The organism is Streptomyces sp. NBC_01268 (assembly GCF_036240795.1).
Taxonomy (GTDB): domain Bacteria; phylum Actinomycetota; class Actinomycetes; order Streptomycetales; family Streptomycetaceae; genus Streptomyces.
This window is the reverse complement of record NZ_CP108454.1, coordinates 1,519,789-1,532,957: the sequence shown is the minus strand read 5'-3', so window position 1 is coordinate 1,532,957 and position 13,169 is coordinate 1,519,789. Positions and strand designations below refer to the sequence as shown.

At 75.6% G+C, this 13,169-nt stretch carries 11 protein-coding genes; 6 read left to right on the top strand and 5 right to left on the bottom strand.

Going from position 1 to position 13,169, the window contains the following annotated elements; genetic code table 11:
* Positions 1 to 187 precede the first annotated feature (187 nt).
* From OG309_RS06480 to OG309_RS06455, 6 genes are all read left to right on the top strand, one after another.
* A complete protein-coding gene (locus OG309_RS06480; RefSeq protein ID WP_329418872.1) occupies positions 188 to 586 on the top strand; it encodes an ankyrin repeat domain-containing protein in 399 nt (132 codons plus the stop codon).
* Positions 587 to 828: 242 nt separating this feature from the next.
* Positions 829 to 2,250 (top strand): HEAT repeat domain-containing protein, encoded by a 1,422-nt coding sequence (locus OG309_RS06475; protein WP_329418870.1) that lies wholly within the window; start codon positions 829 to 831, stop codon positions 2,248 to 2,250.
* A 138-nt stretch (positions 2,251 to 2,388) separates the two neighbouring features.
* Entirely contained in the window at positions 2,389 to 3,522 is a 1,134-nt protein-coding gene (locus OG309_RS06470; RefSeq protein ID WP_329418869.1) for a glycosyltransferase family 4 protein, read from the top strand.
* A gap of 119 nt (positions 3,523 to 3,641) precedes the next feature.
* Positions 3,642 to 4,862, top strand: a complete 1,221-nt coding sequence (locus OG309_RS06465) for a glycosyltransferase (RefSeq protein ID WP_443067546.1) — start codon at positions 3,642 to 3,644, stop codon at positions 4,860 to 4,862.
* The gene (locus OG309_RS06460; RefSeq protein WP_329418867.1) at positions 4,859 to 5,818 is read left to right on the top strand and encodes an SGNH/GDSL hydrolase family protein; all 960 of its coding nucleotides are present in this window, start codon (positions 4,859 to 4,861) and stop codon (positions 5,816 to 5,818) included. The genes OG309_RS06465 and OG309_RS06460 overlap by 4 nt, the downstream gene beginning before the upstream one ends.
* Before the next feature lie 4 nt (positions 5,819 to 5,822).
* On the top strand, positions 5,823 to 9,416 hold the full coding sequence (locus OG309_RS06455; RefSeq protein ID WP_329418866.1) for a hydantoinase B/oxoprolinase family protein: 3,594 nt from the start codon (positions 5,823 to 5,825) through the stop codon (positions 9,414 to 9,416).
* A 9-nt stretch (positions 9,417 to 9,425) separates the two neighbouring features.
* Here OG309_RS06455 and OG309_RS06450 read toward each other — a convergent pair whose 3' ends face one another.
* From OG309_RS06450 to OG309_RS06430, 5 genes are read right to left on the bottom strand one after another with little or no spacing between them, the layout of a single operon-like run.
* On the bottom strand, positions 9,426 to 10,289 hold the full coding sequence (locus tag OG309_RS06450) for a biotin-dependent carboxyltransferase family protein (protein WP_329418865.1): 864 nt from the start codon (positions 10,287 to 10,289) through the stop codon (positions 9,426 to 9,428).
* Positions 10,286 to 10,912, bottom strand: coding sequence for a 5-oxoprolinase subunit B family protein (locus OG309_RS06445; RefSeq protein WP_329418864.1), 627 nt, complete (start codon positions 10,910 to 10,912; stop codon positions 10,286 to 10,288). The genes OG309_RS06450 and OG309_RS06445 overlap by 4 nt, the downstream gene beginning before the upstream one ends.
* A complete protein-coding gene (locus tag OG309_RS06440) occupies positions 10,909 to 11,673 on the bottom strand; it encodes a LamB/YcsF family protein (protein ID WP_329418863.1) in 765 nt (254 codons plus the stop codon). The genes OG309_RS06445 and OG309_RS06440 overlap by 4 nt, the downstream gene beginning before the upstream one ends.
* A 56-nt stretch (positions 11,674 to 11,729) precedes the next feature.
* Positions 11,730 to 11,855, bottom strand: a complete 126-nt coding sequence (locus OG309_RS06435; protein WP_329418862.1) for a hypothetical protein — start codon at positions 11,853 to 11,855, stop codon at positions 11,730 to 11,732.
* Positions 11,852 to 13,132 (bottom strand): MFS transporter, encoded by a 1,281-nt coding sequence (locus OG309_RS06430; RefSeq protein ID WP_329418860.1) that lies wholly within the window; start codon positions 13,130 to 13,132, stop codon positions 11,852 to 11,854. The genes OG309_RS06435 and OG309_RS06430 overlap by 4 nt, the downstream gene beginning before the upstream one ends.
* Positions 13,133 to 13,169 lie beyond the last annotated feature (37 nt).

The following is a 13,169-nucleotide window of genomic DNA, read 5'->3' as shown; positions in this document are numbered from 1 at the left end:
TGACCGGCGTAGAACCGCCCCTCCTTCGGGTGGCGAAAAGTCCGGATCGCGCTAAAAGGGAGCGCGTTGCGAGTGATCTTTGCCTCGATCGTGCGCGGTCATGTCGTCGACCGGGCAGTACCCTGTCGATTCACTCGTACGGCCTCACCTGCCGTGCGCAGGTCAAGCACGAGAGGTAGGCGTCACCATGAGCGAGAGCCCGACCCCGGACCCCGAGGTCGTCGAGCTGGCTTCCAAGGTCTTCGACCTGGCTCGCACCGGCGACGCCGCGACCCTCGCCGCCTACGTCGACGCGGGGGTCCCCGCGAACCTCACCAACGAGAAGGGCGACTCGCTCGTCATGCTCGCCGCCTACCACGGGCACGCGGACGCGGTCTCCGCCCTCCTGGAGCGCGGTGCCGACGCCGACCGCGCCAACGACCGCGGCCAGACCCCGCTCGCCGGTGCCGTCTTCAAGGGAGAGGACGCCGTGATCCGCGCGCTCCTCGCCGGCGGGGCAAATCCGGAGGCAGGGACTCCGTCCGCCGTGGACACCGCGCGGATGTTCGGCAAGGCCGAACTCCTGGAGCTGTTCGGAACCGGGTGAACACCGGCTGAACCCCAGGTGAGAGCAGCGTCGTAAATGTGGTCGCGGTGGCGAAATGGGTGGGTCATCATGACGTCGGGCCCGCAGGGGGCCACCGACGAGAGGCAGAGGAAGATGGTCACTGGCAAGCGCAGGACGACGGGCGGCCCGACATGTTGCCGCACGGCCTAGGCGAACAGCCTGACCCGGTTCATCCCGGATTCCCCCCGGTCGTGTCGACAGCTTGATGTGAGGCGTCTTCCATGTTCGATCCAGTCATAGCGCCGAGCGGCACCCTGCTCGGCCTGTTGCAGAGGGGCCGCGGCGACGGCACCCTGCACGCGCTCGCCGCGCCACGTGCCGAGGCCCTCGCGGCCCTCAACGGCTGCGTTCTCGACGACCCCCGCCACGACTGGCAGGTCGAGAACCGCTCCCTCTACTACGCACGGCTCTACCTGGACCTCCACGGAGGTCTGGAGGAGATCGAGGCGCACCTCTTCGGCGCCGAGGACCACCTCGACACCGAGGAGGGCAGGACCGGGCTCGCGCTCGCCGTCCTCGGCCACCTCGCCTCCTACGGACGCCGCGACGCCCTGCTGCTCCTGCGGCGGTACGCCGCCACCGGGACCAACTGGGCCTGGGCCCTGGACGAGCTCGCGCTCCGCGACGACGACGCAGGCCTGCGCTCCCTCGCCCTGCCCGTGCTCGCCCGCTTCCCGGCCGACGCCGAGGGCGAGGCCGAGCTCGCGGCAGCCGTCCGCGACGCCTTCGAACCGCGGCCCTGGCGGCTGTGGGCCGAGGACCCGCGCGCCGCCGTCGGCGCCCGGATCAAGGCCGCCGGCGAACAGGGCTCCTTCGACCGCTGGCAGCGCCAGCTCCGCCCCAGCGGGCCCCGGCCCGGCTGGAGCGTCCAGGCCGTCCTCGACTGGGCCCAGGAGGGCCTGGAGCGCGGCGCCGAGCTGCACGGGCCCGCCGCCCGCTGCCTGGTCGCCGTCGCCGCCCCCGAGGACCGCGAGCTGATCCTCGCCACCGCCCGCCGCGGCCCCGACGGCGCCCGCTGCGCCGCGCTGCACTACCTCGCCGAGGCACAGGACCCCGCCGTCCTCGACCTCGTCGAACTCGCCGCCGGCGAGGCCTCCCGCACCGTCGCCGACGCGGCCGTCGCCGCCTTCGAGCGCATGTGCGGCGAAGCCGCCGTGGACCGGGCCCGCGGCTGGGTCCACCGCCCCGACGCGCTCGGCACGGCCGCGGCCGGCATGCTCGCCTTCCGCGGCGGCACCCAGGACTCCCCCCTCGTCCTCGGCGCCCTCCGCGAGACCGTGCGTGCCCAGGGCCCCGACGCGGCCGCCCTCTACCCCCTCGTCGACGGCGCCGGGCGCCTCGGCATCGGGTGCGCGGCCCCCGTGCTGCGCCACATCTACCGTGAGACGGCCTCCTCCCAACTGCGCGGCCGCACCGCCCGCGCCCTGGCCGCCACCGATCCCACCTTCGCCAACGGCTTCGCCGTCGAATGCCTGTGGGACTGCGAGGAGACCACCCGCGAGCTCGCCGCGCTCCACGCGGAGACGGGTGACGTCCGCGTCGCCGAACGCCTGCGCCGGCTCGCCGCCGATCCCGCCGAGGAGGCCGAGGTCCAGACGGCCGTGCGCAACCGGATAGGGCCGGATCTCGACCTCCAGGTCTGAGCGCCGTACACCCGGGGGTGGCCGAAACGGCCACCCCCGCCGCTCTTGGCGCCGCCCGGGGCAAACGCTCATGGGACGTTCCCCGCCCGTCCAGATCCACTTTGACGGGGACACGCCGAGTGCGACGACAACACCCGTATGCGTGTCGTCATCGTCACCGAGTCCTTCCCGCCCGACGTCAACGGTGTGGCGCACTGCGCCCAGCAGACCGCCCTCCACCTCGTCCGCCGCGGCCACGACCCCCTGGTCGTCGCCCCCGCCCTTCCCGGCTCCCTCGCGGCCACCGGCCCGGACGCCGACGCGCCCTGTCCCGTCGTCCGCGTGCCGTCGCTGCCGCTGCCGGGCTATCCGCAGGTACGGGTCGCCCTGCCCAGCCGCCGGGTCGCCGCCGCCATCGCCGCGCACCGCGCCGAGATCGTCCACCTGGCCAGCCCCTTCGTCCTCGGCGTGCGCGGCATGTCGGCCGCCGCCCGCCTCGGCCTGCCCGCCGTCGCCGTCTACCAGACCGACCTCGCCGGATACGCCCGTACGTACGTGGGCGCGGGCGAGTCCGCCGCCTGGCGCCGGCTCCGCGCGGTGCACGGCGCCGCCGACCGCACCCTGGCGCCCTCCACCGCCGCGGTGCGGGACCTGGAGGCGCACGGCATCGGCCGGATCCGGCTGTGGCGGCGCGGGGTCGACACCGCGCGCTTCCGGCCGGGGCTCCGCGACGCGTCGCTGCGGCGCTCCCTCGCACCCGGCGGCGAGACGCTCGTCGGCTACGTCGGACGCCTCGCCCCCGAGAAGCGCGTCGACCTCCTCGCCGGGGTCTGCGCGCTGCCCGGCGTCCGCGTCGTGGTCGTCGGCGACGGGCCCAGCGAGCCGGCGCTGCGGGCCGCGCTCCCCGGCGCCTCCTTCCTCGGCCGCCGCACCGGCGCCGACCTGGCCCGGATCTTCGCCTCGCTCGACGTGTTCGCCCACACCGGCCCGTTCGAGACCTTCTGCCAGACCGTCCAGGAGGCCATGGCCTCCGGCGTCCCGGTCGTCGCCCCCGCCGCGGGCGGCCCCCTCGACCTCGTCGACCACCGCCGCACCGGCTTCCTGGTGCCGCCCGACGCCCCCGGCCCGCTGCGCGAGGCCGTCGCCGCCCTCGTCGCCGCCCCGGCCCTGCGCGCCGTGTACGGCAGGGCCGGGCGCGCCGCCGTGGAGCGGCGCACCTGGGAGGCGGTCGGCGACGAGCTGATCGGCCACTACCAGGAGGTGCTGCGCGAGCGGACGGCGGTGGCGGCGTGAGCGGGACGGGGCGGGACGCACGTGGGGTGGTGGGTGACGCGGGGAGTGCTCGGACGGTGGGCGATGCGGGGAGCGCACGGACGCCGGCCGACGTGGGGAGCACAGGGAGGGGTGTCGACGTGGACGGCGTCCGGACCCGGGCCGACGCCGGGAGCGCCCCGGGCGCCCGCGCGGGCGGTGCCGGGCCGCCCGGGACGGGCCGGCCGCTGCGGATCGTGCGGCTCGCCAACTTCGTCACGCCGACCTCCGGCGGCCTGCGCACCGCGCTCGACCAGCTGGGCCGCGGCTACCGTGCCGCCGGGCACGACCCCGTCCTCGTCGTCCCAGGCGAGGCGGCGGGCGACGAGGTGACCGCCCAGGGGAGGGTCATCACCCTGCCGGGACCCGTGGTCCCCGGCACCGGCGGATACCGGGTGCTCGCCGACCGGGGCCGCCTGCGGCGCGTCCTCGAAGGGCTCGCCCCCGACCGTCTGGAGGTCTCCGACCGCACCACCCTGCGCTGGACGGGGGAGTGGGCCCGCCGGGCCAGGGTGCCGTCCGTGATGGTGTCCCACGAGACGGCCGACGGCGTGCTCCGCACCTGGGGCGTCCCCGAGGCGGCCGCCTCCCGCGCCGCCGACCGGCTCAACCGCCGCACCGCCTGGGCCTACTCCCGGATCGTGTGCACCACCGAGTGGGCCGAGCGGGAGTTCGTACGGATCGGGGCCCGCAACGTCGTCCGCGCCCCCCTCGGCGTCGACCTGGACCGCTGCCGGCCCGGGCGCCGCAGCGCCGTCCTGCGGGCCCGGTACGCGGCCGGGGAGCGGGTGCTGCTGGTGCTGTGCTCCCGGCTCTCCGTCGAGAAGCGCCCCGGCACGGCCCTCGACGCCCTCGCCGAACTGCGCGCCCAAGGGGGGCGGGCCGTCCTCGTCGTCGCCGGCGACGGGCCCCTGCGCCGTGCCCTGGAGCGCCGCGCCCGGGAACAGCGCCTCCCGGTACGGTTCCTCGGCCACGTCGCCGACCGCGAGGCCCTCGCCGACCTCCAGGCCGCGGCGGACGTGTGCCTGGCCCCCGGCCCCGCCGAGACCTTCGGGCTCTCCGCCCTGGAGGCCCTCGCCTGCGGCACCCCCGTCGTCTGCAGCGCCTCCTCGGCCCTCCCCGAGGTCGTCGCCGACGCGGGCGCCTGCGCCGCCGACGAGCCCGCCGCCTTCGCCCGCGCGGTGCGCACCGTCCTCACCCTCCCCGAGGCGCCGCGGCGGGCGACGGCCCGCGCCCGCGCGGAACTCTTCTCCTGGGACCGGGCGACCGCCGCCTTCCTGGCCGCCCACGACGCCGCCACCCGGCAGGAGACCCCGAGATGACCGCGCTCGCGGGCACCGACGCCGGCACGGCCCACGGAGCCGGAACCGGCCCCCGCGCGGGAACCGCCCCGGCGTCCGGCACCGCGCGGGAACCGGTCCGCTTCGTCGTCCTCGGGGACTCCCTCAGCGAGGGCGTCGGAGACCGGGCCGACGGGCGGTGGCGGGGCTGGGCCGCCCTGCTCGCCGAAGGCCTGCGGACCGACACCGGGACCGCGTTCACGAACCTGGCGCAGAGCGGGGCGCAGAGCCGCGAGGTCGCCGAGCGGCAGCTGCCCGCGGCGCTCGCCCTGGAACCGCAGCTCGCCTCCGTCGTCGTGGGCGTCAACGACACCCTCCGCCGCACCTTCGACATCGGGCACCTCGCCCGCCGCCTCGACCGGGTCTGCGCCGAGCTCACCGCCGCCGGGGCCGTCCTGCTCACCGCCTGCCTGCCGGACCCCGGCCTCCTGCTCGGCCTTCCCGCGCCGCTCGCCCGCCCCCTGGCCCGGCGCCAGAGCTCCGTCAACGGCGTCGTCCACGCCCTCTCCGCCCGCTACGACGCCGTCCACCTGCACCTGGACGCACCCGCCTGGACCGCGGACCGGGCGCTGTGGAGCGCCGACCGGCTGCACCCCGGGGAGCGCGGTCACCGCGCCGTCGCGGGAGCCTTCCACCGGCTCCTGCGCGACCGGGGCCTCGCCGACGGACCGCCCCCGTCACCCGACCCGGAGCAGCCGCCGCCCGGCCGCGCGGACGCGGCGCTCTGGCTCGCCACCGCCGGGACCGGCTGGGTCCTGCGCCGCTGCCACGACCTGCTGCCGCAGCTGCTCCTGCTCGCCGCCGCCGAACTGCGCCACACGGCCACCGGCACCCGCGCCCGGCTCGACGCCCGCGCCGAGCACGCCCTGGCGGCCGCCCTGTCCGCCGCGCTGTCGCCGGCGTCGGGCGCCCTCGGAGCCGCCTCCCCGCCACAATGAGGTCATGACCGGAGGCTGGGAGTTCTGGATCGACCGGGGCGGCACCTTCACCGATGTCGTGGGCCGGCGCCCCGACGGCCGGATCGTCACCCGCAAGCTGCTCTCGCACGACCCGGCCCGCACCCAGGACGCCGCCGTCGCGGGCATCCGGCTCCTCCTCGGCCTCGCTCCCGGGGAACCCGTCCCCGCCGACCGGATCGACGTCGTCAAGATGGGCACCACGGTCGCCACCAACGCCCTCCTGGAACGACGCGGCGAGCCCACCGTCCTTTTGATCACGGCCGGCTTCCGCGACGCCCTCCGCATCGCCTACCAGAACCGCCCCCGCCTCTTCGACCGGCACATCGTGCTCCCCGAGGCGGTCTACGCCCGGGTCGTCGAGGTCCCCGAGCGGGTCGACGCCCGAGGCGAGGTGGTCGGCCCGCTCGACGAGGACGCGGTCCGCGCGGAGCTCGCCGCCGCCCACGGCGCCGGACTGCGCTCCGCCGCCGTCGTCCTCGTCCACGGCTACCGGTACACCGAGCACGAGACCCGCGTCGCCGCCCTCGCCCGCGCTGCCGGATTCACCCAGGTCAGCTGCTCCCACGAGGTCAGTCCCCTCATCAAACTCGTCCCCCGGGGCGACACCACCGTCGTCGACGCCTACCTCTCGCCGATCCTGCGCCGGTACGTCGACGAGGTCGCCCGCGAACTCGCCGGGATCCGTCTGATGTTCATGCAGTCCAACGGGGGCCTGCGCGAGGCCGCCCACTTCCGCGGCAAGGACGCCGTCCTGTCCGGCCCGGCCGGCGGTGTCGTCGGCATGGCCCGCACCTCGGCCCAGGCCGGACTCGACCGGGTCATCGGCTTCGACATGGGCGGCACCTCCACCGACGTGTCCCACTACGCGGGGGAGTTCGAGCGCGAACTCGGCACCCAGGTCGCGGGCGTCCGGATGCGCGCCCCGATGATGAGCATCCACACCGTCGCCGCCGGCGGCGGCTCCGTCCTCCACTACGACGGGCGCCGCTACCGCGTCGGGCCCGACTCGGCGGGCGCCGTGCCCGGGCCGGCGTGCTACCGGCGCGGCGGCCCGCTCACCGTGACCGACGCCAACGTCATGCTGGGCCGGATCCAGCCCGACCACTTCCCGGCCGTGTTCGGCGAGAACGGCGACGAGCCGCTCGACGCCCACGTCGTACGCGAACGGTTCACCGCCCTCGCCGCCGAGGTGGGCGGCGGCCGCACCCCCGAGGACGTCGCCGCGGGCTTCCTGGAGATCGCCGTCCTCGACATGGCCAACGCGGTCAAGAAGATCTCCGTCCAACGTGGCCACGACGTCACCCGCTACGCCCTCACCTGCTTCGGCGGCGCCGGCGGCCAGCACGCCTGCGCCGTCGCCGACGCGCTCGGCATCGACACCGTCCTCGTCCCGCCGCTGGCCGGCGTCCTCTCCGCGTACGGGATCGGCCTCGCCGACGCCACCGCCATGCGCGAGCAGTCCGTCGAGGCCGGACTCGACGCGCCCGGCACGGCCGAACGCCTCACCGAGCTCTGCGCAGCCCTCGCCGGCCGCACCCGTGCCGAACTCCGCGCCGACGGCCTCCCCGACGACGCGATCACCACCCGCGCGCGCGTCCTGCTGCGGTACGCCGGCACCGACGCCGCCCTCCCAGTGCCCCTGGCCGCCACGGAATCGATGAAAACCGAGTTCACAGCCATCCACCGCTCGCGTTACGCCTTCACCATGGACAAGCCGCTCGTCGTCGAGGCCGTCTCCGTCGAGGCCGTCGGCGCCGCGGGACCCCACGGCCCCGTCGTCGTCCCCGAAGGAGCACGACGAGGACGGCTCACCCCACGCGCCACGGTCACCACCCACCGTGCGGGGGAACCCGTCCCCACCCCGCTGCACCGCCGCGAGGACCTGCGCCCCGGCGACATCGTCACCGGCCCCGCGATCCTCGCCGAGGCCGACGCCACCACCGTCGTCGACGCGGGCTGGCGCGCCACCGCCGCCGACGGCGGACACCTCCTCCTGCACCGCGTCACCCCGCGCCCCGCGCGGGTGGCCGCCGGCACCGACGTCGACCCCGTCCTCCTGGAGGTGTTCAACAACCACTTCATGGCGATCGCCGAGCAGATGGGCGTGCGCCTGGAGAACACCGCCCACTCCGTCAACATCAAGGAACGGCTCGACTTCTCCTGCGCCCTCTTCGACCCCGAGGGCAACCTCATCGCCAACGCCCCCCACATCCCGGTCCACCTCGGCTCCATGGGCGAGTCCATCAAGGAGGTCCTGCGCCGCAACCGGGACTCCCTGCGCCCCGGCGACGTGTACGCGATCAACGACCCGTACCACGGCGGCACCCACCTGCCCGACGTCACCGTGGTCACGCCCGTCTTCGACGACGCCGGCACCGACCTGCGCTTCCTCGTCGCCTCCCGCGGCCACCACGCCGAGATCGGCGGCATCACCCCCGGCTCCATGCCCGCCTTCAGCCGCACCGTCGACGAGGAGGGCGTCCTCTTCGACAACTGGCTCCTCGTGCGCGACGGGAGCCTGCGCGAGGCCGAGACCAGGGCCCTGCTCACCGGCGCCCGCTACCCGTCGCGCGATCCCGACACCAACCTCGCCGACCTGCGGGCCCAGATCGCCGCCAACGAGAAGGGCATCGAGGAACTCCGGCGGACCGTCGCCGAGTTCGGCCTCGACGTCGTCCACGCGTACATGCGGCACGTCCGCGCCAACGCCGAGGAGTCCGTCCGCCGGATCGTCGCCCGGCTGCGCGACGGGAGCTGCCGCTACGAGACCGACGCCGGCGCCTTCGTCCAGGTCGCCGTCCGCGTCGACCGCGAACGGCGCAGCGCCGTCCTCGACTTCACCGGCACCTCGCCCCAGCTGCCCGGCAACGCCAACGCCCCCACCGCCGTGGTCATGGCGGCCGTGCTCTACGTCTTCCGCACGCTCGTCGACGAGGACATCCCGCTCAACAGCGGCTGTCTGGAGCCGCTCGACGTCCGTGTCCCGCCCGGATCGATGCTGGCCCCCGTCCACCCCGCCGCCACCGTCGCCGGGAACGTCGAGACCTCCCAGGCCGTCACCGGCGCCCTCTACGCGGCCCTCGGCGTGCAGGCCGAGGGCTCCGGCACCATGAACAACGTCACCTTCGGCAACGACCACGTGCAGTACTACGAGACCGTCGCCAGCGGATCCGGCGCGGGCGAGGGCTTCGCCGGGGCCGACGCCGTGCAGACCCACATGACCAACTCCCGGCTCACCGACCCCGAGATCCTGGAATGGCGCCATCCCGTCCGGGTCGACGCCTTCGCCGTCCGCGACGGCAGCGGCGGCCGGGGCCGCTGGCCCGGCGGTGCCGGTGTCGAGCGCCGCATCCGTTTCCTGGAGCCCATGACGGTCACCCTGCTGACGGGGCACCGGCACGTCCCGCCCTACGGCATGGCGGGCGGCGGGCCCGGTGCCCTCGGCGTCAACACCGTCGAACGCGCCGACGGCACCGTCGACCACCTCGACGGCGTCGACACCGCCGAGGTCGGCCCCGGCGACGTCCTCGTCGTCCGCACCCCCGGAGGCGGCGGCTACGGCCCGCCGCCCCTGTGAACAGGGTTTTCAGCGGTACGGGGCGAAACGCACCCCTGTCCCCGGCACGGCCTGCGCCGCGGCCGCCAGGTCCGACTCCCGGACCACACCCACCACCGGATAGCCGCCGGTCGTCGGATGGTCGGCCAGGAACACCACCGGACGCCCGTCCGGAGGCACCTGCACCGCGCCCAGGGACATGCCCTCGCTGGGCAGCTCGCGCGTGACCGCCCGCTCCAGGGAAGGGCCCTCCGTGCGCAGCCCGATCCGGTTGCTCGCCGAGGACACCCGCCACACACCCGTCGCGAACGTCCGCAGCGCGCCGGGCGTGAACCAGTCGTCGCGCGGACCCAGCCGGACCCGCAGGACGAGTTCGTCCGGCGGGCCCGGCCAGGGCGGAGCGTCGACCGACCCCCGTACGGCCGTGACCGCTCCCAGCGGCAGCACCTCCCCGTCCGACAGCGGCGCCGGGCCGAGCCCGGACAGCAGGTCGGTGGAGCGGCTGCCGAGCACCGGGTCGACGGCGACGCCGCCGCCGAACCCCACGTAACTACGCAGCCCGCGCACGGCCGCGCCCACCTCCAGGAGCCGCCCGGGACCGACCCGGACGACCGTGCCCCAGGCGACCGGCCGGCCGTCCACGGACACCGGGCACGGAGCCCCGCCGACCGCCACCGTCACCGCACCCCGCGGGCGCACCGCGCACCCGGTGAGCGTGGTCTCCAGGACGGCCGCGCCCTCCTCGTTCCCGAGCAGCCGGTTGACGAGCCGCACCGCGCCCGGGTCGAGCGCCCCCGACCGCGGCACACCCAGATGCGCGTACCCCGTCCTGCCCAGGTCCTGCACGGTGGTCAGCGCCCCGGCCCGTACGACGGCCACGGCACGATCGCTCATCGGCCCGCCGCCGTGAAACGCACCCGGGCACCGGGGGAGAGCAGCGCGGCCGGCTCGCGCGCCGTGTCCCACAGCACCGCGTCGGTGGTGCCGATCAGCTGCCAGCCGCCCGGCGAGGAGCGCGGATACACGCCCGTGTACGGCCCCGCCAGCGCCACCGACCCGGCCGGGACGGCGGTCCGCGGGGTCGCCCGGCGCGGCACCTCGTGCCGTGCCGCGAGCCCCGTCAGATAGGCGAAGCCGGGCGCGAAGCCGCAGAACGCGACCCGGAACACGGTCTCCGTGTGGATCCGCACCGCCGCCTCCACCGACACCCCCCACAGCGCGGCGACCTCGGCCAGGTCCGGCCCGTCGTACCGCACCGGCACCGTCACGGCGGCCCCCTCGGGCGCGCACCGCGCGGGCACGTCCCAGGAGCGCAGCTCGGCCGCGAGCCGGTCCGGCGCCGTCACCCCTTCGAGGAGCACGGTCCGTGCCGCCGGCACGATCTCCCGTACGGAGGGCAGCGCGCCCGCCTCCCGCCGCCGCAGCAGCTCGGCGTGGAAGGCCTCGGACGCCTCCCCGCTCACCAGCTCGACGAGCAGCCCGCGGTCGCCCACCCGGTACACCTTGCGCGCCCTCACGCGAAGGCCTCCACCCGGACGCCCGAGGACTCGAGCCGGTCGCGCACCAGCCGGGCGAGCCCGACCGCGCCGGGCGTGTCGCCGTGCAGGCACAGCGAGCGCGCCCGGACGGCGACCGGCTGCCCGCAGTGCGCGGTGACCACCCCGAACCGGGCCATGGACACCGCCCGTTCGACGACCTCGCCCGGATCGGTCACCACGGCGCCCTCCTGCCCCCGTGGCAGCAGGGTGCCGTCCGCCCGGTAGGCGCGGTCCCCGAAGGCCTCGCCGACGACGGGCAGTCCGGCCTCCTCCGCGGCCTCGTGCAGCCGAGAGCCGGGCAGCCCGAGCACCGGCAGCTCCGCCGAGGCGAGCAGCACCCCCTCGACGACCGCCGCCGCCTGCTCCTCGTCGCGGACGACCCGGTTGTAGAGCGCGCCGTGCGGCTTGACGTACGCCACGCGCGAGCCGGCCGCCCGCGCGAACACCTCCAGGGCGCCGATCTGGTACGCGACCTCGGCCGTCAGCTCCGCCGCCGGCACGTCCATGGAGCGCCGGCCGAAGCCCGCGAGGTCCCGGTAGGAGACCTGGGCCCCGATCCGTACCCCTCGCTCCGCCGCCAGCTCGCAGACGCGCCGCATCGTCGCCGCGTCCCCGGCGTGGAAGCCGCAGGCCACATTGGCGCTGGTGACCACCGAGAGCAGCTGCTCGTCGTCGGTCAGCGTCCAGCGGCCGAAGCCCTCGCCGAGGTCGGCGTTGAGGTCGATCGAGACCCGGGTCATGGTGGGTTTCCTTCCTTTCGTGCGCAGAAGAGCAGGGGCGCGGGCGCGTTCCCCGGTCAGGCCCCGACGCGGTACTCCGCGTCCCGTACGTCGGTCACGAGCATCCGGCCCGGAGCGCCGGTGGCCCCGCAGCGGGCCCGCGCGCGGGCGGTCCGCGGGTCGAGGACGGCGTCGCGGGTCATACGAGCTCCTTCCCCCGGGTCTCCGGCAGGCCGAGCAGGGCCAGCAGGGCCAGTCCGTAGCCGACCGCGCCGAAGACCAGCGCCCCGCCCACGCCCCAGCTCTCGGCGAGGAACCCGACCAGGGCTGGGAAGACCGCGCCGACCGCGCGCCCGGTGTTGTAGGTGAAGCCCTGCCCGGTGCCGCGTACGGCGGTCGGGTACAGCTCGGCGAGGAAGGAGCCGAAGCCGCTGAAGATGGCCGACATGCAGAAGCCGAGCGGGAAACCGAGCACCAGGAGGAGCGTGTTCGCCCCGTCGGGGATGCGCGTGTAGGCGAGGACGGCCAGGGCGGACAGCACCGCGAAGAGCGCGATGTTCCTCTTCCGGCCGAGCCGGTCCGTGAGGTACCCGCCGGTCAGATAGCCGGTGAAGGCGCCCGAGATGAGGAAGGCGAGATAGCCGCCGGTGCCGACGACGGTGAGCCCGCGCTCGGTCTTCAGGAAGGTCGGCACCCAGGTGGCGAGCGTGTAGTAGCCGCCCTGGACGCCCGTCGACAGGAGCACGGCGAAGAGCGTGGTGCGCAGCAGCGGGCGCTTGAAGACGGCGGTGAAGGAGCCGCGCCCGGCGCTCGCGCGGCGCGCCTCGGCCGCCTGCGGCGCGTCCTCGACGTTCCGCCGTACGTAGACGACGAGGAGGGCGGGCAGGGCGCCGGTCCAGAACATGACGCGCCAGGCGGTGTCGGCGTCGACGAAGCGGAAGACCAGCGTGTAGACGACCACGGCGAGCGCCCAGCCGGCCGCCCACGCGCTCTGGACGCCCCCGAGGGTGCGCCCACGGTGCCGTGAATCGGCGTACTCGGCGACCAGGATGGCGCCGACCGCCCACTCGCCGCCGAAGCCGAGCCCCTGGAGGGCGCGGAAGACCATCAGGGTCTCGTAGTCGGGCGCGAAGCCGCACAGGACGGTGAAGAGCGCGAACGTGATCACCGTGACCAGGAGCGCCTTCACCCGGCCGATCCGGTCGGCGAGGATGCCGGCCAGCGCGCCGCCGACGGCGGAGACCACGAGCGTGACCGTGGTGAGGAGACCGGTCTGGCCCTTGTCCAGACCGAAGGTGGCGGCGATGGCCACCATCGACAGGGGCAGGGTGAAGAAGTCGTACGAATCGAGGGCGTAGCCGCCGAAGGCGCCGCCGAACGCGCGCCTGCCGCGCGGTCCGAGGGCGCGCAGCCAGGCGAACGCGCCGGTGTCGTCGGGGCGTTCGCCCCGGGTGGGCTGCCGGGTCTGGGTCGTGCTCATCTGCACCTCGCAGAAGGGGAGGAGAGTGCGGGAGAGA